At 71.6% G+C, this 22,248-nt stretch carries 22 protein-coding genes; 12 read left to right on the top strand and 10 right to left on the bottom strand.

The window, feature by feature from the left end; genetic code table 11:
• Positions 1-189 precede the first annotated feature (189 nt).
• Entirely contained in the window at positions 190-951 is a 762-nt protein-coding gene (locus tag AB0D53_RS18025; protein ID WP_362447098.1) for an isoprenyl transferase, read from the bottom strand.
• Positions 952-1,151: 200 nt separating this feature from the next.
• Here AB0D53_RS18025 and mgrA point away from each other — a divergent pair, with 200 nt between their 5' ends.
• Entirely contained in the window at positions 1,152-2,192 is a 1,041-nt protein-coding gene (gene mgrA / locus AB0D53_RS18020; RefSeq protein WP_362447046.1) for an L-glyceraldehyde 3-phosphate reductase, read from the top strand.
• A 214-nt stretch (positions 2,193-2,406) separates the two neighbouring features.
• Here mgrA and AB0D53_RS18015 read toward each other — a convergent pair whose 3' ends face one another.
• Positions 2,407-2,946 carry a hypothetical protein gene (locus AB0D53_RS18015; protein WP_362447043.1) on the bottom strand — a complete coding sequence of 180 codons (540 nt, stop codon included), beginning with the start codon at positions 2,944-2,946 and terminating at the stop codon, positions 2,407-2,409.
• A gap of 51 nt (positions 2,947-2,997) precedes the next feature.
• On the opposite strand from AB0D53_RS18015, the gene AB0D53_RS18010 reads away from it, so the two are divergent.
• Positions 2,998-4,149 (top strand): winged helix DNA-binding domain-containing protein, encoded by a 1,152-nt coding sequence (locus AB0D53_RS18010; RefSeq protein ID WP_362447040.1) that lies wholly within the window; start codon positions 2,998-3,000, stop codon positions 4,147-4,149.
• Between the two features lie 10 nt (positions 4,150-4,159).
• Here the strand turns inward: AB0D53_RS18010 and AB0D53_RS18005 are convergent, their stop codons facing one another.
• The 3 genes from AB0D53_RS18005 to AB0D53_RS17995 form a co-directional block, all read right to left on the bottom strand.
• Positions 4,160-4,618 carry a hypothetical protein gene (locus AB0D53_RS18005; RefSeq protein ID WP_362447037.1) on the bottom strand — a complete coding sequence of 153 codons (459 nt, stop codon included), beginning with the start codon at positions 4,616-4,618 and terminating at the stop codon, positions 4,160-4,162.
• Between the two features lie 74 nt (positions 4,619-4,692).
• Positions 4,693-5,493: a class I SAM-dependent methyltransferase gene (locus tag AB0D53_RS18000; RefSeq protein ID WP_362447034.1), complete on the bottom strand. Its 801-nt coding sequence runs from the start codon at positions 5,491-5,493 to the stop codon at positions 4,693-4,695.
• Positions 5,494-5,562: 69 nt separating this feature from the next.
• Positions 5,563-6,360, bottom strand: a complete 798-nt coding sequence (locus tag AB0D53_RS17995) for an A24 family peptidase (RefSeq protein ID WP_362447031.1) — start codon at positions 6,358-6,360, stop codon at positions 5,563-5,565.
• Between the two features lie 112 nt (positions 6,361-6,472).
• Between AB0D53_RS17995 and AB0D53_RS17990 the strand changes: the two genes are divergently transcribed.
• Positions 6,473-6,856: a DUF192 domain-containing protein gene (locus AB0D53_RS17990; protein WP_362447028.1), complete on the top strand. Its 384-nt coding sequence runs from the start codon at positions 6,473-6,475 to the stop codon at positions 6,854-6,856.
• Positions 6,857-7,026: 170 nt separating this feature from the next.
• Here the strand turns inward: AB0D53_RS17990 and AB0D53_RS17985 are convergent, their stop codons facing one another.
• Positions 7,027-7,611, bottom strand: a complete 585-nt coding sequence (locus tag AB0D53_RS17985; protein WP_329818146.1) for an XRE family transcriptional regulator — start codon at positions 7,609-7,611, stop codon at positions 7,027-7,029.
• A gap of 225 nt (positions 7,612-7,836) precedes the next feature.
• Here AB0D53_RS17985 and AB0D53_RS17980 point away from each other — a divergent pair, with 225 nt between their 5' ends.
• The 5 genes from AB0D53_RS17980 to AB0D53_RS17960 all read left to right on the top strand — a co-directional run bounded on the left by AB0D53_RS17980 (position 7,837) and on the right by AB0D53_RS17960 (position 13,709).
• A complete protein-coding gene (locus tag AB0D53_RS17980; RefSeq protein ID WP_362447025.1) occupies positions 7,837-8,985 on the top strand; it encodes a zinc-binding dehydrogenase in 1,149 nt (382 codons plus the stop codon).
• Complete coding sequence (locus AB0D53_RS17975) at positions 8,982-10,412, top strand: APC family permease (RefSeq protein ID WP_362447022.1); 1,431 nt, start codon at positions 8,982-8,984, stop codon at positions 10,410-10,412. The genes AB0D53_RS17980 and AB0D53_RS17975 overlap by 4 nt, the downstream gene beginning before the upstream one ends.
• A gap of 196 nt (positions 10,413-10,608) precedes the next feature.
• Positions 10,609-12,612 (top strand): hypothetical protein, encoded by a 2,004-nt coding sequence (locus tag AB0D53_RS17970; RefSeq protein WP_362447019.1) that lies wholly within the window; start codon positions 10,609-10,611, stop codon positions 12,610-12,612.
• 45 nt (positions 12,613-12,657) lie between these two features.
• Positions 12,658-13,239 (top strand): hypothetical protein, encoded by a 582-nt coding sequence (locus AB0D53_RS17965; protein WP_362447016.1) that lies wholly within the window; start codon positions 12,658-12,660, stop codon positions 13,237-13,239.
• A 20-nt stretch (positions 13,240-13,259) separates the two neighbouring features.
• On the top strand, positions 13,260-13,709 hold the full coding sequence (locus tag AB0D53_RS17960) for a DUF3592 domain-containing protein (protein ID WP_362447013.1): 450 nt from the start codon (positions 13,260-13,262) through the stop codon (positions 13,707-13,709).
• A gap of 30 nt (positions 13,710-13,739) precedes the next feature.
• On the opposite strand, the gene AB0D53_RS17955 is transcribed toward AB0D53_RS17960, so the two are convergent.
• The 3 genes from AB0D53_RS17955 to AB0D53_RS17945 form a co-directional block, all read right to left on the bottom strand.
• Positions 13,740-14,468: an Imm52 family immunity protein gene (locus AB0D53_RS17955; RefSeq protein ID WP_362447010.1), complete on the bottom strand. Its 729-nt coding sequence runs from the start codon at positions 14,466-14,468 to the stop codon at positions 13,740-13,742.
• 51 nt (positions 14,469-14,519) lie between these two features.
• The gene (locus AB0D53_RS17950) at positions 14,520-16,850 is read right to left on the bottom strand and encodes a Tox-REase-5 domain-containing protein (protein WP_362447007.1); all 2,331 of its coding nucleotides are present in this window, start codon (positions 16,848-16,850) and stop codon (positions 14,520-14,522) included.
• Positions 16,851-17,082: 232 nt separating this feature from the next.
• A complete protein-coding gene (locus AB0D53_RS17945) occupies positions 17,083-17,676 on the bottom strand; it encodes a hypothetical protein (protein WP_329818154.1) in 594 nt (197 codons plus the stop codon).
• Positions 17,677-17,897: 221 nt separating this feature from the next.
• Here AB0D53_RS17945 and AB0D53_RS17940 point away from each other — a divergent pair, with 221 nt between their 5' ends.
• A complete protein-coding gene (locus AB0D53_RS17940) occupies positions 17,898-18,401 on the top strand; it encodes a DinB family protein (RefSeq protein WP_362447003.1) in 504 nt (167 codons plus the stop codon).
• Positions 18,402-18,428: 27 nt separating this feature from the next.
• Here AB0D53_RS17940 and AB0D53_RS17935 read toward each other — a convergent pair whose 3' ends face one another.
• Complete coding sequence (locus AB0D53_RS17935; RefSeq protein WP_362447000.1) at positions 18,429-19,298, bottom strand: LLM class F420-dependent oxidoreductase; 870 nt, start codon at positions 19,296-19,298, stop codon at positions 18,429-18,431.
• 61 nt (positions 19,299-19,359) lie between these two features.
• Between AB0D53_RS17935 and AB0D53_RS17930 the strand changes: the two genes are divergently transcribed.
• The 3 genes from AB0D53_RS17930 to AB0D53_RS17920 all read left to right on the top strand — a co-directional run bounded on the left by AB0D53_RS17930 (position 19,360) and on the right by AB0D53_RS17920 (position 22,175).
• Positions 19,360-20,031, top strand: coding sequence for a hypothetical protein (locus AB0D53_RS17930; protein ID WP_362446997.1), 672 nt, complete (start codon positions 19,360-19,362; stop codon positions 20,029-20,031).
• A 118-nt stretch (positions 20,032-20,149) separates the two neighbouring features.
• Complete coding sequence (locus tag AB0D53_RS17925) at positions 20,150-21,388, top strand: serine hydrolase domain-containing protein (RefSeq protein WP_362446995.1); 1,239 nt, start codon at positions 20,150-20,152, stop codon at positions 21,386-21,388.
• 64 nt (positions 21,389-21,452) lie between these two features.
• Positions 21,453-22,175: a DUF6333 family protein gene (locus AB0D53_RS17920; RefSeq protein WP_362446990.1), complete on the top strand. Its 723-nt coding sequence runs from the start codon at positions 21,453-21,455 to the stop codon at positions 22,173-22,175.
• Positions 22,176-22,248: the final 73 nt, after the last annotated feature.

Here is a 22,248-nt window from a genome sequence, read left to right as displayed (position 1 = left end):
AAGGGCCTCCCGGGCGAGCGGACTCCATGCCGCTCACTTGGACACGACGTCCGCCTGGTTCCTGACCGGACGTCGACCTGTCAGGGGTATTCCCTCGAACACGCGAAGCCATGCCGTCCTGGGCCGGCGGGGTGAGCCGGGAGTTGCGCCCCGGGCACGTGGGGCCGGGCCCGGGGAGTCCGCGGTGGGTCAGCCGCCGTAGCGGCGGCCACGGGCCGCGTAGTCGCGCAGCGCGCGGAGGAAGTCGACCTTGCGGAAGGCCGGCCAGAAGACCTCGCAGAAGTAGTACTCGGAGTGCGCGGTCTGCCAGAGCATGAAGCCGGACAGCCGCTGCTCGCCGCTGGTGCGGATGACCAGGTCCGGGTCGGGCTGGCCCCGGGTGTAGAGGTGCTCGGAGATCATGTCGGTGGAGACGATCTCCGCCAGGTCCTCGAACGAGGTCCCCTTGGCGGAGTGGTCCAGCAGCAGCGAGCGGACCGCGTCGGCGATCTCCTGGCGCCCGCCGTAGCCGACGGCGACGTTGACCAGTATTCCGTCGACATCGAGAGTGGCCTGCTCGGCCTCCTTGAGCACCGTCTGGGTGTGGGCCGGCAGCAGGTCGAGCGTGCCGACGTGGTGGACCCGCCAGCGGCCGTCCGCCGCGAGGTCGCGCACGGTGTTCTCGATGATCCCGAGGAGCGGCTTCAGCTCGGACTCGGGGCGGTCGAAGTTGTCGGTGGAGAGCAGCCAGAGCGTGACGACTTCCACATCCGTCTCGCTGCACCAGCCGAGCAGGTCCTTGATCTTGTCCGCGCCGGCCTGGTGTCCCTGCGCGGCCGTGCCGCCGGACGCCTTCGCCCAGCGCCGGTTTCCGTCGAGGATGACGCCGATGTGCTTGGGCACCTGGGTGTGGTCGAGGCGGGCCTCCACCCGGCGCGCGTAGAGCCCGTACACCAGGTCGCGCAAGTTCACTGAGTTCACCTCTCGGTTCCGTGCGGGCCCGCCCGCCCCCTTGCCCGGGGTCCGGGGTCGTCCCCCTGGGGAACGCCGCACTGGTCCACAGAGTCCATCGCCCCGCCGTGCCGTGGCAGTCCCCGAGGCCGCCACATTACTGCGCAGGCGGGGCACCGGCCCAACCCGGCCTGTCACAAGTCCGTGATAAGGAGAGAAACGTGACTGATTCTCCTCTCCACTATCAAGCCGCCGGTTCGCGCTACGACTCCATGGAGTACCGCCGCAGCGGCCGCAGCGGTCTCAAGCTGCCCGCCGTCTCCCTCGGTCTCTGGCACAACTTCGGCGACGACCGCACGCTGGACTCCCAGCGGGCGATCCTGCGCCGCGCCTTCGACCTCGGGGTGACCCACTTCGACCTGGCCAACAACTACGGGCCGCCGCCCGGCTCCGCGGAGCTCAATTTCGGCAAGCTCTTCCGCCAGGACTTCGGCCCGTACCGGGACGAGCTGATCATCTCCACCAAGGCCGGCTACGAGATGCACCCCGGCCCCTACGGCGAGTGGGGCTCCCGCAAGTACCTGCTGTCCTCGCTCGACGCCTCGCTGAACCGGATGGGGCTGGATTACGTCGACATCTTCTACTCCCACCGCTTCGACCCGGAGACCCCGCTGGAGGAGACGATGGGGGCACTGGCCTCCGCCGTCCAGCAGGGCAAGGCGCTGTACGTGGGGGTGTCCTCGTACAACGCGGAGCAGACCGCCGAGGCGGCCGGGCTGCTCAGGGAAATGGGCGTACCGGCGCTGATCCACCAGCCGTCCTACTCGATGATCAACCGCTGGATCGAGGACGACGACCTGCTCGACACCCTGGAGACGGCCGGCATGGGCTGCATCTCCTTCGTGCCGCTCGCCCAGGGCCTGCTCACCGGGAAGTACCTGACGGGCATCCCGGAGGGCTCCCGCGCCACCCAGGGCAAGTCCCTGGATCCGGGTCTGCTCTCGGACGAGGTGGTGCGCCGGCTGAACGGGCTGAACGACATCGCCGCCCGGCGCGGTCAGTCGCTCGCCCAGCTGGCGCTGTGCTGGGTGCTGCGCGACAGCCGTATGACGTCCGCCCTGATCGGTGCGTCGAGCGTGAAGCAGCTGGAGGAGAACGTCGCGGCGCTCGCCGGACCGCCGCTGACCGACGAGGAGTTGAAGGAGATCGACACCTTCGCCGTGGACACCGCGGGCACCAACATCTGGGCCGGACGGGGCTGACGGGACAGACGGTCGCGCGGGGCCGGTTCGCAGCCGGCGCCGCGGGCCGAAAAAAACGGGCCGGTCCGTGGGGGGGGATACGGACCGGCCCGAGGGGGGGTTTCCACCATAACCCTTCGTAAGTGATGCTGCGCGCCACGCCACTCCACAATCACTCTGCGAATTCGGCGGACTCCGTTGCGCGCATGCCGTCCGGTCGGCGCCCGCCGGTCTCTCAGTGGCCGCCGACCGGCTTCACGCAGCCCGTCCCTTCGAGGTACTTGCCATGTGCCTCGGCCGTGACCAGCCCGTTGGCCTCGCCGTCCAACGCGCCCTCCACGCAGATCGCGCCGAGGTCCAGGACGAAGGTGCTGCGGTGCGGACCGAAGGTACCGGTGGTGATGGCGCCGGGCGCGTAGCCCAGGCCGGTGAGGGCCGCCCGGATCCGGGGCTCGGTGGTCCGCCGGCCCTCGGCGATCCCGGCCAGACCGGCCTTGATCTTCTTCACCTCGGCCTCGGCCCGGGCCCGGTCGGCAGGGGTCAGCTCGGCGGTGGACTGGAAGGCGTGGTTCTCCCGGTACTTCGAGGCGTCGCTCCCGTCGACCGGTTCGCCCTGGGGGGAGGCAGCCACGGAGGGCGGGCCGCCGCTCGCGCCGGGCCCCCCGGCCGGCGCCCCGGACCCGGCCCGCTCCGTGCCGCAGCCGGCGAGGACGGGGACGAGGACGAGCGCCGCCGCTGCGGCGAGGGCGCGGGCGGAACATCTCGCAGAGGTCATGGGCCGAGTATGGGACAGGGGCTGACCTGATGGGACGCTAGTTTCCCGGTCATGACGAGCCGAACCGCAACCGTGACCTGGTCCGCCGCGAACGCCCGCCGGATGGCGCGCCAGGGGCTCACCGCTCCCGGCCTCCTCTCCCCCGCCGAGGTGGTGGGCGCACTGCCGGCCGCGCACGCCCAGGTCCTCTCGGCCGCCGAGCTCTCCGTCGGGCTGCGGACGACGGGCGTGACCCGCGCCGATGTGCGCGACGCGCTGTGGAAGGACCGCACCCTGGTCAAGACCTTCGGCCCGCGCGGCACCGTCCATCTGCTGCCGATGGCCGAACTCCCGCTGTGGACGGGAGCGTTGTCCGCACTGCCGGCCGGGCGCAATCCGTTCGCCAAGGACGCCCGGATGACTCCGGAGCAGGTCGGGGCGGTGCTCTCCGCGATCGGGGAGGCGCTGGCCGGGGCCGAGCTGACCGTCGACGAGCTGTCCGAGGCGGTGGTGGAGCGGGCCGGGGCGTGGGCGGGGGACCTGGTGATGCCCGCGTTCCAGGGGATGTGGCCGCGCTGGCGGCAGGTGATGCATCTGGCGGGACACCGCGGGGTGCTGTGCTTCGCGCCGGATCGCGGGCGCAAGGTCACCTACACCCGCCCCGGTGTCGTACCGCTGGACGGGCCCGAGGCGCTCGCCGGACTCGTACGCCGCTATCTGTACGCGTACGGGCCCGCCACGCCCGCGCACTTCGCGAAGTGGCTGGCGCTGCCTGCCGGCTGGGCGGCGGAGCTGTTCGCGGGGACGGCCGCGCGCGGGGAGATCGAGCCGGTGACGTACGAGGGCGGGCCGGCCTGGGTGGTGGCGGGCGACACCGGCTTCCCGGCGGAGCCGGTCTGCGGGGTGCGGCTGCTCCCCTATTTCGACGCGTTCCTCATCGCGTCCCAGCCGCGCGAGAGGCTCTTCCCCGGTGCGGCGTACACCCGGGCGCTGGCGGGCGGCCAGGCGGGGAACTTCCCGGTGCTGCTGGTCGACGGCACGGCCGCCGGGGTGTGGCACCAGCGGCGTTCGGGCCGCCGGATCGCGGTCACCGTGGAGCCGCTGGCGCCCCTGACGGCCGGGCAGCTGCGGGAGCTGGAGGCGGAGGCGGCACGGGTCGGCGAGGTGCTGGAGGGGAACGCGGAGCTGACGGTGGGCGCGGTGACGGTGGGGGCGCACGCGTGACGCGCGGGGCTCAGGTGGTGGCCGGTGCGCCGCGGTGGCCGCGGGTGAAGCGGATCGCCATGGTGTCGCCGCCGACGACCACGAAGCTGCCGCCCTCGCAGCGGATGACGGCCTCGCGGACCTGGCCGTTCTCGTCCCCGCGCTCCTCGGTGCGGGTGACCGTCCAGCCGCCGTCGGGCGGCTGCGGCAGGGTGGACACGGTGGCGAACTCCCACTGCCCCGACGGCACGCACCACTCGGGCAGTTGCGGCCAGGCACCGGGTCCGACGCGCAGGGTCCAGTCGGAGGCGCAGGTCAGCAGCACCGACTGGCCGTCGGCCAGCAGGAATTCCACGGCTTCCGGCTCCGCCAGCCGTCCCTCCGGGCGGTAGTAGACACCGAGCACTCCGGTGATCCGCGCACCTCTGAGCCAGTCGGCCCTTCCCTGCCGCGGGACCCGCGGTGCGTCCTCTTCGTTCCCCACCCTCATGTGCCAGATCCTTCCCCAGGGTTCACCGCCCAGGGTCGCATCCTCCGGCCGTGAGCGGCGGGTGCGACGCGGAGTCAGGCGTCCGGTTTGCGGGCCTCGATCAGGAATCGGGTGGTGTGGGCGACGAACGGCCCCTCGGTCTCGATCAGATGGTGCAGCTCGGCCAGGCGGGGCCGGTACTCCTCGACGGTGAAGCCCGGCACCATCCAGATCACCTTGCGCAGGAAGTAGACGACGGCGCCGATGTCGAGGAACTCGGTGCGCAGTCGCTCCGTCCGCAGACCGACGACCTCCAGCCCGGCCGCCTCGGCGGCCGCGCGCGCCTGCTCGGGGTCGCGGGAGCCGCGCACCTCGGGGGGCTGCGGGCCGAGGAAGTACTCGACGAGCTCGAAGACGCTTGCCGGGCCGACCTGTTGCGAGAAGTACGTGCCGCCGGGGGTGAGCACCCGCGCGATCTCCGTCCACCAGGTGGTCACGGGGTGCCGGCTGACCACCAGGTCGAAGGCGTTGTCGCCGAACGGCAGCGGCGGCTCGTCCGGGTCGGCCACCACGGCCGCGCCGAGCGGGTGCAGGAGCGCGGTGGCGCGGGCGACGTTCGGCGGCCAGGACTCGGTGGCGACGGTGAGCCGCGGCAGCTTCGGCACGGACGCGAGGACCTCGCCGCCGCCGGTCTGGATGTCGAGCGCGGCCCTCGCCCGGCCCATGCGGTCCGCCATGGCGCGGGCGTAGCCCCAGGAGGGGCGCTCCTCGGTGGCCCGGCCGTCGAGCCAGGAGAAGTCCCAGCCGTCGACGGAGACGGTGGCCGCTTCCGTGACGAGGGCTTCGAATCGTGCGTGTTCTGCTTCGGCTGCGGCTTCTTCGGGTGCTCCGGGCATACGGGAATGGTGGCAGCCGGGTGCCCGGCGGCGCGACCGGATTGCGGCGGGGCCGCGGATACGGCGAGGTCAGGCGGCCAGGGCGCCGAGCAGCATGCCCAGCAGCGCGCCCGTGATCATGAACGGGCCGAACGGGATGCCGGTCTTGCGCCCGGCCCGCTTCAGGACCATCAGCCCGAACCCGTACGCCGCACCGAGCAGGAAGCCGGCGAAGCCGCCGGCGAACACCACGGCCCAGCCGTACCAGCCGAGGGCCATGCCCAGCGACAGGGCGAGCTTGACGTCCCCGAAGCCCATTCCGTTCGGGTTGATGACGAAGAGCAGGAAGTAGAAGCCGCCGAGCGCGGCACCGCCGAGCAGGGCGGAGAGCCAGGATCCGGCGTGCTCGGGGAGCAGCGCGGCGGCGCCGAGGAGTACGGCGAGGGCCCCGGCGGCGGGCAGGGTGAGCCGGTCGGGCAGCCGGTGGACGCGGCGGTCGACGGTCGCCAGGAGTACGGCGACGGGTGCCAGCAGCAGCCAGGCGGCCAGTTCGGGGCGGGGCCCGGTGGCCGCCGCGAGGACCGCGCAGGAGAGCGCGGTGACTACGGGGCCGAGGACGCCGGGGGCGTAGCGCGCGGCGGGCTGCGTGCGGCCCGCCGCGTCGTCCGGGTCCCGCGCCGCGTCGCCCGGGGTGGTGGTCACCGGCACGGCCGCGCACGGGGCGCACCGGGTGGAGCCGAGCCAGCCGCGGGCGGCCCCGGTCAGGGCATGGCCCTCGGGGCAGGCGTCGCGCCAGGGCTCCTCCGGCTCGACGGAGAACCGGTAGGCGGCGCGCGGGACCAGCAGTCCGGCCGCTGCGCCCCAGAGTGCGGCGAGCACTGTCAGCATGACGTCCACGGTGCCGACCCTAGGCGGGCGCCCGGCACCGGTCATGGGTCCTGGGGCCCACTGCCACCCGTTCCGGACCCAGTGGCGGTCACCTGGCGCTACCTTCGTGGCCATGGCTCAATGGCGCAATGGCAACGGCACGTTGACGGTCACCGACGGACAGGGCGGGCAGGGGGAGGAGATACCGCTGCGGATCGCGGCCTCGTACCGGGCCCGGAGCCGCGGGCTGCTCGGGCAGGACGGGATCGACGGTGCTCTTCTGATCACCCCGTGCGGGAGTGTGCACAGCTTCCGGATGCGGTTCACCATCGATGTGGCGTATCTGGACCGGAAGTTCAAGGTCGTGGCGGTCCACACGATGAAGCCCGGCCGGCTGGGCATGCCCCGGCTGCGGGCCCGGCACGTGGTGGAGGCGGAGGCCGGGGCGATGGAGAAATGGGGGATCCGTCCGGGGGTCCGGGTGGCGGTCGTCCAGAACGAGACCGACCGGAAGTGAGTGCGCGGACCGGCGGCGCGCGCCCCTGCACCGCGGTGTGATCACGGCGGCGTCGCCGGTCTCCCCCGTGGCGGGGTTAGTCCGGTGACCGGGCGCACGGGCGGTCGAACCGTTCCGATCCCGGCCGGACCCGGGGCGCCGCGGCCGGCCCGGCCCGGCCGCCGCCCCCGCTACGGCCGGAGCTTCGTACGGGACAGCGGCAGGGCCGGTGCGATGGACCACAGCACCTCGGCCTCGTCCTCGCCGGGGTTGTCCCAGGCGTGGGCGGCCCGCGCCGAGAAGGTGGTCGAGTCGCCGGCCTCCAGGATCCTGGGCTCTCCGTCCACGCTCAGCCGCAACGTGCCGCGGACCATGTAGGCGAAGACCGTCTCGGCCTCCAGGCTGTACGCGCCGCCGGAGCCGCCGCCGGGCCGCAGGATCGTCCGCATGACCTGGACGTGCCGTTCCTCGGCGGGCGTGAGGAGGAACTCCTCGATGCCGTGCCCGCCCATCTCCAGCTTGGCGCCCAGGCCGCCCTTGACCACGTCCTGGTCCGGATAGTCGAAGAGCGTGGCGATGCCGGTGCCCAGGGCCTCGCAGATCCGGATCAGGGTCGGGACGGAGACCGAGGTCTTGCCGCGCTCGGCGAGGCTCACGAACCCCTTGGTCACACCTGCCGCCTCGGCGACCTGAGCGAGCGTCAGCCGCTGCGCCAGGCGGAGCTCGCGCAGTCGCGGACCGATCGTGGACATGTGACTGTCAGGAGCTTCGGACATGGCGGACACGCTACCTGTCGGGGGCGTCACGGTCGGTGGCCGGGGGAAGACGCAGGCCAAAAGGGTCGCAGAAGGGTCTTTACCCATCGAGTTTAGTGCTGTAAAACTTGACGAAAGTTTAATGGCGCTAAACAAGGCGTCTTGGCGGACCGCTGTGCCGCCCGCCTCCGAGCGCCGGCCGTACCGCGCTCCCCGCCCCTTCCGCACCACCCGAGGAGTAAGCCGATGAGCTCCCCGTCCTTCCAAGAGAGCACCGCGCGCACCGTGCGCGGCGTCGTCTTCCGCTCCCCGGGCCAGGAGGTGGCCGTCGCCAACGTCACCCTGGCCCCGCCCGGCCCCGGCGAGGTCGAGGTCGCCGTGGCGGCGGCCGGCGTCTGCCACTCCGACCTCCATGTCCTGCGCGGCGAGTGGGACCACCCCACCCCGGTCGTGATGGGGCACGAGGGCTCCGGCGTGGTCACCGCGCTCGGCGACGGCGTCACCGGCCTGGAGATCGGCGACCATGTCGTCCTGTCCTGGGTCCCCTCCTGCGGCACCTGCCGCTTCTGTCTGGCCGGACGCCCCGCCGCGTGCAGCCTGGTCGCCGAGGTCGTGGCACCCGGCGGAGTGCTGTACGACGGCACCAGCCGGCTCTCGGTCGACGGCGAGAGGGCCCACCACTACCTGGGCGTCTCCTCCTTCGCCGAGCGTGTCGTCGTCCCTGCCTCCGGCGCGATCAGGGTGCGCAAGGACGCGCCCCTCGATGTGATCGCCCTGGTCGGCTGTGCCATCGCCACCGGTGTCGGCGCGGTCCGCAACACGGCGGGCGTCGAGGCCGGGGCCACCGTCGCGGTGATCGGCTGCGGCGGCGTGGGCCTGTCCTGCGTGCAGGGCGCCCGGCTGGCGGGGGCCGGCCGCATCGTCGCCGTCGACGTCGTCCCGGAGAAGCTGGAGCTGGCCCGCAGGCTCGGCGCGACGGACGCGGTCGACGCCCGCGACGGCGACGTCGTCGAGGCGCTGCGCGCCCTGGTCCCGGAGGGCCTGGACTACGTGTTCGACGCCATCGGCAAGATCGAGACCACCGAGCAGTCCATCGCGGCGCTCGGCCAGGGCGGCGCCGCCGTCATCGTCGGCCTCCCGCCGACCGGCCGCACCGCTCGCTTCGACCCGCTCGCGCTCGCCGAGGCGGACCAGCGCATCCTCGGCTCCAACTACGGCTCGGTCGACGCCGGCCGGGACATCCCCGCGCTGGTGGACCTCGTGGTGTCGGGCGAGCTCGACGTGGAATCGATGATCTCGGCACGGCGTCCGCTGGACGAGGCGGCCGACGCACTCGCCGACCTCGCCGCCGGCCACGCCCTGCGCCAGCTGCTGATGATGGAGGACCGGACATGAGCACCGCCGGAAAGCAGTCCAGCGCCGCGAAGCCCGCCGACGGCCTGGCCCACCGCTCCGTCTCCACCTTCGAGGTCGGTGCGCAGAGCGTCGCGAACGTCGCCCCCAGCGCCGTCATCGCGTTCGCGCCCGCCAGCATGGCGGCCTCCGCGGGCAACGGCGCCTGGTTCTCCTTCTTCCTGGCCATGGCCGCCGTACTCGCCATCGCGTACTGCATCTGCGTCTTCGCCCGCAGGCGCGCCGGAGTCGGTTCGCTGTACGCCTTCTCCCGGCTCTCGCTCGGGGCGCCCGGCTCGTTCGTCACCGGCTGGGCGCTGCTCATCGGCGCGGTGTGCATCGGCTCGGGCTCGCTCGCCGGTGCCGGTTACTACACGGCGCGCGCCCTCGACCAGATCGGCATCGGGATCTTCACCGGGATCACCGGTCAGATCCTGCTGGACGTGCTGCTGGCCGCCGTCGCGATGCGGCTGACGATCGCCAGTGTGCGGACGGCGGCCCGGGTCGCCTCGGTGCTGGAGGTCGTGTCGATCGTCCTGATCGTGGTCGTACTGCTCCCCGCCTTCTTCAAGAGCGGGAACATCATCGACACCGACCAGCTGACCCTCAGCGGCTCCACCCTCGACGGCATCGTCTTCGCCGTGGTGCTGGGTGTGCTCGGTTTCGTCGGCTTCGAGGGCGCCGCCTCGCTGGGCGCCGAGGCCACCGACCCGTACAAGGCGATCCCCCGCTCGGTGATGGGCAGTGCGGTGCTGGCCGGTGTGCTCTACATGTTCGCCACGTACGCGCAGGTCGCCGGGTTCGGCGGGGCGGACGCGCTCGGGAGGAGCTCCGACCCGATGGACGAACTGGCGGAGATGTCCGGTCTCGGCTTCCTGAAGTTCTTCCTGCACGCGGGCTTCGCCGCGTCGTTCGTGGCCGTGGTGATGGCCTGCATCACCGTCGCCGCCCGGCTGCTGTTCGGCATGGCGAAGGAGGGCGTGATGCCGGCCCGGCTCGGTGTCGCCCACCCCCGCCACCGCACCCCGTCCGCCGCGATCTGGACCATCACCCCGTTCGTCGTCGTCCCCGCGGTGCTCGTGGTCGGCGCCGGTACCGCGCCGCTGAACGCGACGTCGTACATCGACACCATCGGCGTCTTCGGCTACATGCTCAGCTACACCCTGGTGTGTCTGGCCGCTCCGCTGTTCGTACGCCGGATCGGGGCCCGCGGCCTGATCGTCACCTGGGGCCTGGGGCTGATCGGTGCCGCCGCGATGATCTACGTCTTCTACCGCAACCTGTGGCCGGTCCCGGCCTGGCCGCTGAACGTGCTGCCGTACGTGTTCGTCGGCGCGCTGGTCGTGGGCGTCGTCGGCTTCGCCGTACTGCGGGTCCGCAGACCCGAGGTCGCCGAGCGCGCGGGAACGTTCGCGGACGACCTGGACTGACCACCCGGCCGTACCCCGCTCCCCTCCCCGATGCCCCGTCCCCCCGCTCCTCGCGGCGGGGCGGGGCATCACCGTTGGGCCCGACTTTGGGGCCAAGGGCCCAGGTCACCCGGCTCGTACACCCGTACGCTCACGTCGACCCGCATGCCGAACTGCGGGCGCAGGCATGGCGAGTGGGCGTCGGAGAGGAAGAACCGTGACTGGTGGCGGGGGCTGGGGAAGCGGAGGCGCGGGCCGTATACCACCGCGGAACGGGGGTGGTGGCTCCGGCGCGAGCAGTGGCGTGTTCTTCGCACTGACCCGCAGCTGGGCCGCCGGCGCCCTGGTCTACATCGCCGCCGGGTATCTGGTGTCGCGCGGGCTGGTGGAGCTGCTGGCCAGCGACGAGCGGCTGATGAGCTTCGGCTGGCGCCTGGCCCTGATCCACGTGCCCAGCGTCATCACGACCGTTCTCACGGTCCTGGCCTCCGCCCGCGTCCTGCCCGACGAGTACCGCGAGTCGCGTCCACTGACCCTCGCCGCCGCCCTCACCGTCCCGGTGGCCGCGCTCGTCTACGGGCTGGCCGTGTCCTGGCACCTCGTGGACGTCGAGGGCACGTTGATGCCGTTCGTCGCGCTGGCGACCGGCTCGGCGGCGGGGCTGGCCGTCGACCGGCTCCTGGACGACCGCGCGGACGAGCCGGAGCCCGCTCCGTACCACCCGTACTCCTGGCGGGACGGCGGCGCCACCGCCATGGAGTACCTCGGGGTGGTCGTCCTCGTCGTCACGCTGATCGGCGCGATGTCCATGGCGGGTGTCGGCGGCCAGATCGGCGAGCGCATCCGCTGCGCGATCAGCTCGCTGGGCGGCGGCGGTGGCAGCTGCTCCACGGGCGGCGGCGGCGACACCACCGCGAAACCGAAGACGGACGCCGACTACGAACCCAAGATGTGCCAGGTCTCCAGCGTCTCCGACACCGTCGGCGACAAGGTCAAGATCGGCTGGTTCGAGTGGGGCAACGAGTACGGCTTCCAGCAGAAGGTCAGCCAGGCCAAGACGGATGTGAACGGCGACGGCAAGGTCGACGAGAACGACAAGCTGGTCTACATGACGTTCACGGACGCCGCCTCGGCCGGTGCCACCGCAAGCACCCCCGGCGTCAAGCTCGGCAAGCTGGGCAAGGCGGACGTGGACGTCGGCGGCGGCATCAAGATCACCAACGGTGACACCTGGGTCTTCAAGAGCGAGGAAGAAGCCAAGAAGATGCGGGACGACATCGAAGAAATGAAGATGTGGGAGACCTCCACCAAGTACAGCGGCGGCTACGGCGGCGGCTGGTACTCCGGGATGAAGTGGGCCGACAAGAAGAAGGACGTCGAGAAGAAGATCGGGGACAAGAAGATCTCCTACTCGACCATCGGTCTCAACGTCTACGCGGACGGCGGACTCTCCATCAGCGCGGGCGACGAGGCCAAGCTCGGCGCGAAGCTGGGCGGCAAGGCGAAGTTCTCCCCCGAGGTCACCATCACCAAGGACGACGTCAACGGCAACGAGTCGTACACGTACACCGCCAAGCTCGACCTGGAGGGCAAGGTCGGCGGTTCGGCCGGTCCGCTGGGCGGCACGGCCTCCGCGAAGGACAGCCGGACCGGGGCGGTCACCGTCACCCGTGACCAGGAGACCGGCAAGATCGTCCGCATCGACATGACCCAGACCGTCGAGACCGGCTCGACGACCGACAAGGGCGACATCAGCGGCGACAACGGCAAGACGGGCAAGGACAAGCGCGGCGGCAAGGTCAGCGGCTCCGACTCCTCCGGCGACACCGGCATCGAGGTCCAGACGAACTCGATCGTCTTCGGCAAGGACACCGACAAGGCCACCGAGGACAAGCGGGCCATCGCCGAGCAGTGGCTGGACGGCTCCGGCAACAACACCGCCCCGTTCGAGTACATGTTCGGCGATCATTCCCTGGAGCAGAAGCCCACCGGAACCGACCCCTTCGACCAGCTGATGTACCAGGACGGCCTGTCGAGCAAGATGAAGTACAACGGTCAGACGGACGCCCAGGAGTTCGGCTTCGAGGTCTCGCTCGGCATGAGTCTGGGATTCTCCATCTCCGACGAGCACAAGAAGGAGACACTGACGGACGCGGAGTTCCTCGGGGCTCCGCAGGGCGACAAGCGCTCGTACCTTCCGTACAGCTACTGCGCGAAGTAGCCGTACGGGACGCACCAACCGCGCACGACGAAGAGGCGATAGGCGATGACGACGAAGAAGACGTACCGGACGATCGGCGCGACCGCTGCCGCCGCCATCGGCTTCGCCCTGCTCACCGGCTGCGGCGGGGACTCCGCCGCACTCCCGGAGGGCTGGAGCAAGCTCGACACCAAGAGCCTCTCCGTCGGCTACCCCGGGGACAAGGGCTACAAGGAGCAGCCCGCGGCCGACCGGGCCAAGGCCAACGCGGCCGTCGCGCTCAAGGAGGAGGGCGGGCTGCGGACCGGAATGGTCTCCGTGCAGCTCGACTTCGCCACGGGCGTGGACAGCGCCGCCGAGGCGGCGTCCGCGGCGGGCGCCGGCATCGGTCTCGGGGCGACCCGCAAGGGGACCGAGGAGGTGCGGCTCGCGGGCGCGGACAGCGCCCGTGACGCCCGCCGGATCGACTACGAGTTCACGTCGAGCGGCGAGGAGCGGACCCCGGCGCCGGGCACCCGGATGACGGGGGTCGTGGTGGCGGGGGTCGATTCGAAGGACGTGCCGTTCGCGGTCCGGATCAACGCGGTGAAGGGCTCGCTGAGCGCGCAGGACCTCGACGCGTTCGTCGACTCGATCACGGTCAAGTAGCGGACCGGGAGCGCTCGTCCATGCAGATCCTGCCAGGCGGCACGGCCACGTTCCTGCTGCTGTTCGGCCTGTTCCTCGGCGCGTTCGCGATCCGTTCCGCGCTGCGCCTGAACCGGGTGCTGCGGCTGGTGCGGCACGGCGAGCACGCCGAGGGGCGGTGCGCGGACCGCCGCACGGTCGACCGGGGGCCGGGCATGGAGCGGAGTTACGCCACCGAGTACGTCTTCGCGTTCCGCACCCGCGACGGCCGCGACATCGAGTTCACCGACCATGCCCCCGGCCCGTTCGGCTTCGAGGTCGGGGCGCCGGTCCGGGTCAGCTACGACCCGGCGGACCCGGCGAGGAAGGCCACGGTGGCCGGGCCCGGGGCGTGGGGTCCGGTGGTGATGCCCGCGGTGTTCGCGCTCGGGCTCGGGGTGTTCGCGGTGGGGCTGCTGGTGGGGTTCGCGGCGATGCGGGGCTGGTTCTGAGAGCTGCCCGCGTGCGCCGGGGCGGCGGGGTCAGAACCTGTCGCGGTCGAAGGGCTCCGGGAGCGGCGCCAGCGCCCCGGCCCCTCGCAGTCTCGTGTTCGCCTCGATGATCGTCTCGATGTCCGGGGACTCCGTACCGCCGCGGGTGAGGTCGATGACCAGTCCCCCGTGCGCGGTGCGGACGTACGTTCCGGGCAGATCGTCGGGGGCGAGGGCGGCACGGCCGGCGGAGAGGAAGACCGCACGGCCGCAGCGGGGGGCGCTGTTCGCCAGGTCGAAGCGCTCGGCCACCGCCCGGTACTGGGGCTTGCTGTAGACCTGCCCGGCGTCGATCTCCCAGCTCTCCGCGAGGAGGCGCAGGATCTCCGGGGCGCGCCGGATCGCCTCCGCGGTTTCGTCCACCTCGCGCGACCGGAAGGCGAGCGAGACGGAGTTCAGCGCGTAGTGCGAGGTACTGCCCGCGTGAAGGGCCACGGACACTCGCGCCGCGGCGGGGTTCTGCGCCCACAGCGATGCCGTGTAGCCCACCACGTCGAGGTCGGGGCCCGTGTTCTTCCGCTCGATGTACTCCGTCAGCACGGGGACCGAGGGCTCCAGCACGGGATCGGACGGCAGGTCGTCACCGGCCTCGTGCCATACGTCGAACGTCGGGCCGTCGATGCCCTCGAGCGCGCTGAGCGTATCGGCCCAGCGCTCGGCGATGCCCGGCACCGATTCCCCGCGCAGGCCCCAGAAACCGTTGACGACGACGTACAGCACGACACGTTCTCCCTAGGGCTCCGGTCCGCGGTTCCACACCCCGTCCGGTGTTCAGCCGGTCACATCCCCCGGGGTGTGGATCACCTTAACCGGGATGCCCTTCTCCTCGAACATCTCTCGCGCCGCCTCGGCGACGTCCGGGTCGGACAGGTGCCACTCGACCGGCTTGCCGCGTGCCGCGTCGACCTGGCGGCGCGCCTGGTCCGCCCACCGGTCGGCGACCTTCGAGGTGAGCGTCCCGGTGTCGGCGTTGTAGAAGTCCTTGCCCTTGTACCCGTACTTCGCCTCCAGGTACGTGCCCCGCGAGGCGTCCCAGCCGTCGAAGTCGACCGGCTTGCCGGTGAGTTTGTCCAGCGGTACCCGGTACTCCTTGCCGCGGCCCACCTTGGAGATCTGCTCCTGGTAGCGGGCACCCATCTCGGTCGGGTAGTTCCAGACGCCGGGCTTGATCTCCTGCCAGTTGCCCGAACCGCCGTCCTTGGCCCCGGCCGGCGGGTCCTTGAGGTCCTTGTACCAGGCCGGCTTCGGCTGGTTCTGGGCGTCCTGCAGGGCCTTGCGGCGCTTGGCCGCGTCCGCGGCCTTCTTCGCCTCGTCGGCCAGCTTCTGGGCCTCGTCGGCGGCGGCCTTCTTCTCCGGGTCGACCTCGTCGCACTTGCCCATGAGGAAGCCGACGGGCACGGAGGCGGGCGGCGCGGCCAGGAGGCCGGTGCCGGAGCCGGGCAGTCCGACGCCCGCGCCGCTGCCGTACGGGATCCGTACGCGACCGCCCATCCCGACGGTGCAGCCCTTGAGGCCGGCCTTCTCGGCGGCGTCGTCGGCGTGCTGCTGCGCTTCCTTCGCGGCCTTCTCCGCGGCCGTGACGTCGCCCGCCTTGGCGGCCTTCTTCGCCTTGGACGCGGCCTCCGAGGCCTTCTCCGCGAACTCGCCCAGCTTGCCGAGTTTCCCGAGCTTGCCCAGCTTTCCGAGCTTGCCGACGAGCTTGCCCTCGCCGTAGCCGGGGATGAACAGCGAGCCGATGTTCCAGAGACCGGTGCCGATCGCCTGGCCCTCGTTGCCGTTCTTCCACATCTCCCGGACGTCGTCGCCGATGAACACGTCGTCGAGGACCTTGATGCCGGTGCCGCCGGACGCCTTGGTCCAGTCCCAGACCGCGCCGAGGTAGTCGCCCTTGGACCACTTGTCGCCGGCGCCCTTGGAGTCCTGGCTCCACTTGTCGCCGAGGCTCTTGCCGTAGTCCTTCAGGCCGTTCCAGGCCTTGATGGGGTGGATGACCGTGTCGATCGTGCCGGTGATGTCGCCCCACAGCCCGTCGCCGATCAGGCCCTTGAAGAAGCCCCCGGTCTGGTGCGCGGCGCAGGAGAAGAACGCGCCGACGCCGGAGGTGCAGCTCTCGCCGGGCTTGTCGTCGCCGCTGTCGCCGCCCTGGTCCTGGGCGTCGCCGCCGTCCGGCTCGCCGGAGCTGTCCACGTCGTCGCCGCCGTCGTCGACCTGGGTGACGGTGTCGTCCCCGCCGGAGCTTCCGGAGCCGCCCGGGCCGTTGCCCGCGTTGCCCGCACTGCCCGCCGAACCGGTTCCGCCGGAGGCGTCGGTCCCGCCGGCCGCGTTGGAGCCTCCGGCCGCGTTGGAACCCCCGGCGGCATTGGAGCCTCCGGCCGTGTCCGAGCCCCCGGAGTCCGTGCCGCCCGTGGCGACCGCTCCGCCCGCGTCCGTACCGGCGGAGTCCTTGCCGCCGGAGGCGGACGAACCGCCGGAGTCCTTGCCGTGGCCCGCCTCCACATTGCTGCCGGGCGCGGGGCAGGCACTGCCGGTGAGCCGGCAGATCGCGTCCTGCATCCCGCCGGTCAGCTGGGCACCGATCCCCGTGACGACGAGCCCGCCGATGAGGGCCACGACCACCAGGACCATGCCGAGGTATTCCATCGCGGTCTGACCGGCGTCGTCCCGGCGCCACCTGATCATGCGCGCGATGCTGAACCGCCGGTGCGGCGCCCGCTGTTCGAGGGGCAGCTCGAACCATTCGCGCGAGCTCGACCGGAACAGCAGGACGACGACGGCGACCGGCATCACCAGTTGTGTGACACCGCGTCCGCCCCCGTCCCCGCCGAGGGTCGCCAGCGCGCCGAGGACGAGCCAGACGTGTACGGCGAGCAGCCCGCGCCGGACCCAGACGCCGCCGGTGCGCACGTAGAACGAGAGCACGAACGCGAACACGCTCGGCAGTGCCGCGTACAGCAGCAGCCCGAGCAGCTGGCCGTCGACCTCGTCGACCGCCGACGCCACCGTCAGCACTCCGATGCCGCCAAGGGCGGCGGCCGCGAAGAGGAACCGTACGAGGATCAGCACCGCCTGCAGCGGGCGCGGCAGGGAGTGCCTGCCCCCCATGGCGGCATCCCCGCCGACGACTCCCCCGCCGGCACCGCCCGAAACCGCAAATCCGCCTATGCCAGACACGACGAGTCCCCCAGCTTGCCGGTGTACGGCCACAGTTCAGCCACTCCACGCATCCGACCACACCGGCACCCTTCGGGGCATGGGCCTCAGGACCCAATGCAAGGCTCAAAGTTGCCGAATACGACGGAAGTCACGGAACGGATCACGTGCGGCGGGGCTGTCGCTACCGGACGGGCACCTCGCTCCCGAAGAGCATCCAGGGCGACTGGTCGTACGAGGCCACGCCCGCCAACTGCGGCTGCATCGCGGCGATCTCGTGCCGGACGGCCAGCGTGTCCGGCCAACTGTCGAAGTACGTCGTGCCGTTGATGACGACACCGCTCCAGTCCGTCGCCACGGAGGCGCCCTCGCGGTCGACGACGAAGCCGATGCAGAGGACGGAGGCCCGCCCTATCGCCTCCCTGATCGCCCTCGCGGCCACCTCCTGCTCGTCCCGGGTCAGCCGGCCGAAGCCGAATTCCAGCGCGACGACCCCGTCCCTCATCCGGCGGACCCGTGCGGGCACGTCGGTCCCACTGTTCACCCACAACAGGAACTCGACGCTGTCGAGCCGTTGCAGTCCGGCCAGGAGCACGAGCTGTTCCCTGGTCACCCACGACGGGGTCCCCCGCGGACCCGGCCCCGGGCCGAGGAGCGTGACCCGCCTCGTGACCGGGTGGGCGAGCCGCAGCCCCGCCGCGTCGAGATCATTGAAGAGCGACTCGGAGTCCGGGCGACTCCAGCCGAGGTGGTACGAGTAGAAGAATCCGTCACTCATCGACACATCACCCCATGCGAGACAGGTGGAGCGTGAAGTTCCAGATGCGTGCGGGCATGCCGGGCAGGCGCTCGTCCGGGCGCCGGTCAGGTGGCTCGCAGTTGGTCGTGCACGAGCCTAATGAGGCCCGATCCGCGGGGCGTGGGCCCAGGGACCCAGGGGCGGGCCCCAATGGACAATCCGGTGGACAGGAGGCGTCCCGTCGCAGATCGTGTACGCCGATGACACGCACCGACACGCCTCCCGCACGGGACGAGCGCACCCAGCTGACCACCTTCCTCGACTACGCCCGCGACACCGCACGCGCGAAATGCGAGGGCGTCTCGCCGGACGACGCCCGCCGGGCCCCGCTGCCCGGCTCTCCGCTGATGACGATCGCCGGGCTGCTCAACCACCTCAGCTGGGTCGAGTACTACTGGTTCGAGGTGGCCTTCCTCGGCGGTGCGGACGAAGGCCCGTGGACGGACGAGGACCCCGACCGCGAGATGCGCATCGCAGTGGACATGCCGCTCGCCGACGTACTGTCGCTGTACGAGGAACGGACCACCCGCTACAGCGAGTTGGTCGCCTCCCACGACCTGGACACCCTGGCCGCGCGCCCGCGGGGCGACGGCGACCACCCCGATCTGCGCTGGATCGTCCTGCACCTGATCGAGGAGACCGCCCGGCACAACGGCCACCTCGACCTGATCCGGGAGATCGTCGACGGCACCACCGGCGCGTAGGACCGCCCGGCGCCCCGCACCCGCCCGCTAGCCGATCGCGGCGACGGCGGGTGCGATGCGTTCGGCGATCTGGTGGGTGTAGCTGACCGGGTGCCGGTCGGGCAGCACCTGGATCTCGCTGATGCCCAGGGCGGCGTACGCCTCGGCGTCGGCGAGGAACGCGGCCGGCTTCTCCAGCACCGGGCCGTTGTACATCACGGTCTTGGTGATGGCGTCGTAGTCGCGGTCCTCCGCGGCGCAGTGGGCGCGCAGCACGTCGAGCTTGTGGGCCACTTCCTCCTGGCCGGTGGCGAAGAGATTGCAGGCGTCCCCGTAGCGGGCGACCAGGAGCAGGGTCTTCTGCTCGCCCCCGCCGCCGATCATGATGGGCGGGTGACCGCCGATCGGTTCGGGTACGCACAGCGTCTCGGCCAGCTGGTAGTGCCGGCCCCGGAACGGGCCGTTGTCGTCGCTCCACATCTGGAGGCAGATCCGGATGGTCTCCTCCAGCCGCTCGAACCGTTCGGCGACCGGGACCACCGGCACCCCGAGCCCGTACTGCTCCCGCTCGTACCAGGAGGCGCCGATGCCCAGCCTGGCCCTGCCGCCCGACAGCACGTCGAGGCTGGTGACGATCTTCGCCAGCAGGCCGGGGTGGCGGTACATCACGCCCGTGACCATCAGGCCGAGCGTCATCCGCTGGCTCAGCGCCGCCACGTAGCCGAGTGTGGTGTAGCCCTCCAGCATCGGTTCGTCGGCGACGCTCTGCCCGGTCTCCATCTGGAAGTAGTGGTCCATCACGGTGAAGGACGCGATCTCCGCCTGCTCGGCGATCCGCACCGACTCCGCGAGCGTGGGCGCGATGAGCGCGGGGTCGGCCGGTGTCGAGTAGTTCCAGTAGTGCAGACCTAGCTTCATGTCCCGCCTCCCGTCCGACGCCGTCGGCCACCTTGCGTAGTCGGCGCTCACGCTACGCGGGGTGCAGGTCGTCGGCATGTCGGGCGGTGCGGCGCAGCGACGGGTTCCGCGTGGCGGCCCGGCGCCACTACGCACCGGCCCGGCCGCCACGGCCCTGCTGCCGATGGCCGGAGCGGCCGTCATCGCCTCCACCCAGGTCGACGCCCGGCTCCGCCACCGGCCGGCGCCCCGCACTCCGATCGTGCCGGGCCTGCTGCTGACGGCGGTCGGCCCGGCGGCCCTGACCGGGATCGACGCCAACAGCTCGTACACCGCACAGGTGCCGCCCGGCACGCTGCTCATCGGCTTCGGCACCGGTCCGGCCTTCGCACCGCTCTTCGCCACCGCGACCGGCGAAAACTCCCCGCAGGACTCCGGCGGGACCTCGGCGGTGATCCTCGCGGCCCGGAATCCGGGTGGCCGGGCCGCCTGGCCGCTGTTCGGCACCGTCCTCGCCTCGGTGATCCCAGCGCGGCTCTCCGGTGTCCAGAGCACTCCCGGTCAGCTGATCGACGCGGCCCAGGCCGGTCTCCCGCTCGGGCAGCGCCTGCCGTCGCCGTCCGGCACCCCGGAGCTGATCGACAGGGCGGTCGTGAGCGGGTACTCCGCAACCCTCTGGTGGGCGGCCGGCCTCACCCTGCTCGCGAGCCTGCTCGCCGCCCCGATGATCAGGGCCAGGACCCCCGAGCTGTGACGCTCACGGCGGACGGCGGCCCCGCGCACCGCCCAACGATCAACCCTGAGAGCCCAGTTGCGCGTCAATGGCACCGAGGGGCAGCCCCTGCCCCCTCGGTGACCTGGAGGCAAGACGCATGAGGCAACGGGCTGTACGCATCTCCGCACTCGTCCTGGCGGTGACCGCGGTCGTGGGAGCATCCGCATTCGCCCCGCCCGCACACGCGGTGCAGGCACCGCACGCGGTGCGGTCGTCGGCCGGCCACGAGGCGACCTCGGCGGCCCTGCGCGATCTGGTCGAGAAGGGCGGACAGCCCGGGGTCGCCGCCAAGGCCGTCGACGGCGAGGGCAGTTGGTACGGATCGGCCGGTTACGCCGACATCGCGACCGGCCGCGAGCGTTCCCCCGGCGACCACTTCCGCGGGGCCAGCATCACCAAGACGTTCATCGCGACCGTACTGCTCCAGCTGGAGGCGGAGGGGCGGCTGAGCCTGGACGACTCGGTCGAGACATGGCTGCCCGGCCTGGTGCGGGGCAACGGGTACGACGGCAGCCGGATCACCCTGCGCCGACTGCTCAACCACACCAGCGGCATCGCCAACTACACCGATGACCCCGAGTTCGTGCACAACGCCGCGGGCCCCGGCTTCCCCGAGCACCGGTACGACACCCACACGCCCGAGGAACTGGTGGCGATCGCGCTGAAGTACCCGCCGCTCCCCGACCCGGAGACGACACCGTCGTACTCGAACACCAACTTCGTGATAGCCGGGATGGTCGTCGAGAAGGCGACCGGCCATTCGTACGCGCAGGAGGTCACCCGCCGCATCATCCGGCCGCTGAAGCTGCGCGGCACGTCGTTCCCCGGGACATCGCCGCGGATGCCGGACCCGCACCCCGTCGCGTACTCCCGCTTCCACCAGGACGCCCCGGACGCCGAGATCCATGACACCACCGAGCAGAACATGACCTGGCTGGGCGCGGCCGGCGACGTCATCTCCACCACCGGGGACCTCAACCACTTCCAACGTGCCCTGATACGAGGGAAATTGCTGCCTCCGGCACAGATGGAGGAGATGCTCGACGAGGTGCCTTCCGGCGATGGGACCGGCTACGGACTCGGGGTCGAGTTCGCTCAGCTGTCCTGCGGCGTGAAGGTGGTGGGCAAGAGCGGCCGTACGAACGGTTCGCTGTCCGCGATGGTCGGCACACCGGACGGGAAGCACCAGCTGACGTTCAACGTCAACGGCGACTGGCTGCAGGACGGATCGCTCTACGTCAATGCCATCGAGGCGGAGTTCTGCGGCAGGACATCGCTCCCGACGCGACGGTCCGCCACCCCGCTCCCCGACTCCCTCGCCCGCTCCGGGGGCTGACCCCGGCGCGTCCGGGACGCCAACTCGCCGTAGCGATGGCGCAAGCCGCCGCTACGGTGTCGGCATGACCGACAACACCTTCTGGACGTCGCCCGCGGACCGGATGGTCCGCGGCAGCGGGGCGCGCCACGACATCACCGTCCTCCAGCCGCCCTTCACCGTCACCGCCCGGAGCCTTCCGCCCAACGACCCCGCCGTGGCACGCCGGTTCGCCGAGGCCTTCCCCACCGTCGACGCGGTCCTGGAGGACCTCGGGCTCCGCCCCGCGAGCGAGTCGCCCGAACTCGCCACGCGCGCCGATCTCGATGTGGTGCGGGCCGGCGTCTGGGGCAATGTGCTGGGCATCAGCGATCCGGCCCTGGTCGACAACGGCAACGACACCCCCCTGTTCCACGAGGCGAAGAAACTGCGCGAGCGCTTCCCCGACGCCCGGATCGTGGGCCGGGTCGAGGTCGACTGCGGGGAGGACCACACCGAGGACATCGTCTGGCTCCCGGACGGCACCATGTTCCACGCCTCCGGCTGGCCCACCGGCGAACCCTGGGAGCTGTCCGGCGACCCGCACGCCGTGGCCGCCGCCCTCGGCGTCACCGCGCTGGAGCTGGAGGACATCGACGTCGACCTCGACGCCGAGCCCGGCGAGGTCGAATGGGCGGACTTCGTCTCCCTGGCGCTGGGCGAGGCCGACCCCTGGCCCTGGCCCCACCTGGAGACATCGGCCTTCGGCGTCCGCCACACCCGGTCCCGCACCCGCGCGATGGAGGAGCTGTACTTCCTCGGCGGATAACCAACCTGTGAGAACCCTGTGTTGACGCCACGCCGACTCCGTCAACGCCGTGCTTGACATCCGGCCCCGCCCT

This window comes from Streptomyces sp. NPDC048295 (assembly GCF_040652135.1).
GTDB lineage: Bacteria > Actinomycetota > Actinomycetes > Streptomycetales > Streptomycetaceae > Streptomyces.
This window is presented reverse-complemented; position numbering and strand designations above follow the sequence as displayed.

Excerpts from the sequence above, each read along its gene's own strand:
- AB0D53_RS18015 (WP_362447043.1), bottom strand. The coding sequence starts at position 2,946 with ATGACCTCTGCGAGATGTTCCGCCCGCGCCCTCGCCGCAGCGGCGGCG.
- AB0D53_RS18010 (WP_362447040.1), top strand. The coding sequence starts at position 2,998 with ATGACGAGCCGAACCGCAACCGTGACCTGGTCCGCCGCGAACGCCCGC.
- AB0D53_RS18005 (WP_362447037.1), bottom strand. The coding sequence starts at position 4,618 with ATGAGGGTGGGGAACGAAGAGGACGCACCGCGGGTCCCGCGGCAGGGA.
- AB0D53_RS18000 (WP_362447034.1), bottom strand. The coding sequence starts at position 5,493 with ATGCCCGGAGCACCCGAAGAAGCCGCAGCCGAAGCAGAACACGCACGA.
- AB0D53_RS17995 (WP_362447031.1), bottom strand. The coding sequence starts at position 6,360 with ATGCTGACAGTGCTCGCCGCACTCTGGGGCGCAGCGGCCGGACTGCTG.
- AB0D53_RS17990 (WP_362447028.1), top strand. The coding sequence starts at position 6,473 with ATGGCTCAATGGCGCAATGGCAACGGCACGTTGACGGTCACCGACGGA.
- AB0D53_RS17985 (WP_329818146.1), bottom strand. The coding sequence starts at position 7,611 with ATGTCCGAAGCTCCTGACAGTCACATGTCCACGATCGGTCCGCGACTG.
- AB0D53_RS17980 (WP_362447025.1), top strand. The coding sequence starts at position 7,837 with ATGAGCTCCCCGTCCTTCCAAGAGAGCACCGCGCGCACCGTGCGCGGC.
- AB0D53_RS17975 (WP_362447022.1), top strand. The coding sequence starts at position 8,982 with ATGAGCACCGCCGGAAAGCAGTCCAGCGCCGCGAAGCCCGCCGACGGC.
- AB0D53_RS17965 (WP_362447016.1), top strand. The coding sequence starts at position 12,658 with ATGACGACGAAGAAGACGTACCGGACGATCGGCGCGACCGCTGCCGCC.
- AB0D53_RS17960 (WP_362447013.1), top strand. The coding sequence starts at position 13,260 with ATGCAGATCCTGCCAGGCGGCACGGCCACGTTCCTGCTGCTGTTCGGC.
- AB0D53_RS17950 (WP_362447007.1), bottom strand. The coding sequence starts at position 16,850 with ATGGGGGGCAGGCACTCCCTGCCGCGCCCGCTGCAGGCGGTGCTGATC.
- AB0D53_RS17945 (WP_329818154.1), bottom strand. The coding sequence starts at position 17,676 with ATGAGTGACGGATTCTTCTACTCGTACCACCTCGGCTGGAGTCGCCCG.
- AB0D53_RS17940 (WP_362447003.1), top strand. The coding sequence starts at position 17,898 with ATGACACGCACCGACACGCCTCCCGCACGGGACGAGCGCACCCAGCTG.
- AB0D53_RS17935 (WP_362447000.1), bottom strand. The coding sequence starts at position 19,298 with ATGAAGCTAGGTCTGCACTACTGGAACTACTCGACACCGGCCGACCCC.
- AB0D53_RS17925 (WP_362446995.1), top strand. The coding sequence starts at position 20,150 with ATGAGGCAACGGGCTGTACGCATCTCCGCACTCGTCCTGGCGGTGACC.
- AB0D53_RS17920 (WP_362446990.1), top strand. The coding sequence starts at position 21,453 with ATGACCGACAACACCTTCTGGACGTCGCCCGCGGACCGGATGGTCCGC.